The sequence below is a fragment of the Vallitalea sediminicola genome (genome assembly GCF_054408565.1).
On sequence record NZ_BTPT01000246.1, the window covers coordinates 1 to 254 of the forward strand.

A 254-nucleotide genomic window follows, 5' to 3' on the forward strand; every position below is an offset into this window, starting at 1 on the left:
AATAAGATCCTATGAAAAGGAAAACGGTAAGATTAAATTAAACGATTATAAATCATACAGCTATAGCTATCATAGCATTAGTAACTGGGCTGTAGATTATATAAAAAAAGCAGAAACGATTGGATTGCTAAATAGAGTAAGAAGTAATGAGTTAAAAGGAGAAATAACCGAATCTGAATATAAAAAGATAATAAATCTATATCAAGAAATATATAATGTAAAAAAGGATATTAATCTTAGTTAATATCCTTTTT

General features: G+C 24.8%; 1 protein-coding gene. It reads left to right on the forward strand.

Features of this window, described 5'->3' with window-relative positions; genetic code table 11:
• On the forward strand, nucleotides 1–244 hold a 244-nt coding region (locus ACX6CF_RS26610; protein WP_458788399.1), incomplete at its 5' end, for a hypothetical protein.
• Between the last annotated feature and the right edge of the window lie 10 nt (nucleotides 245–254).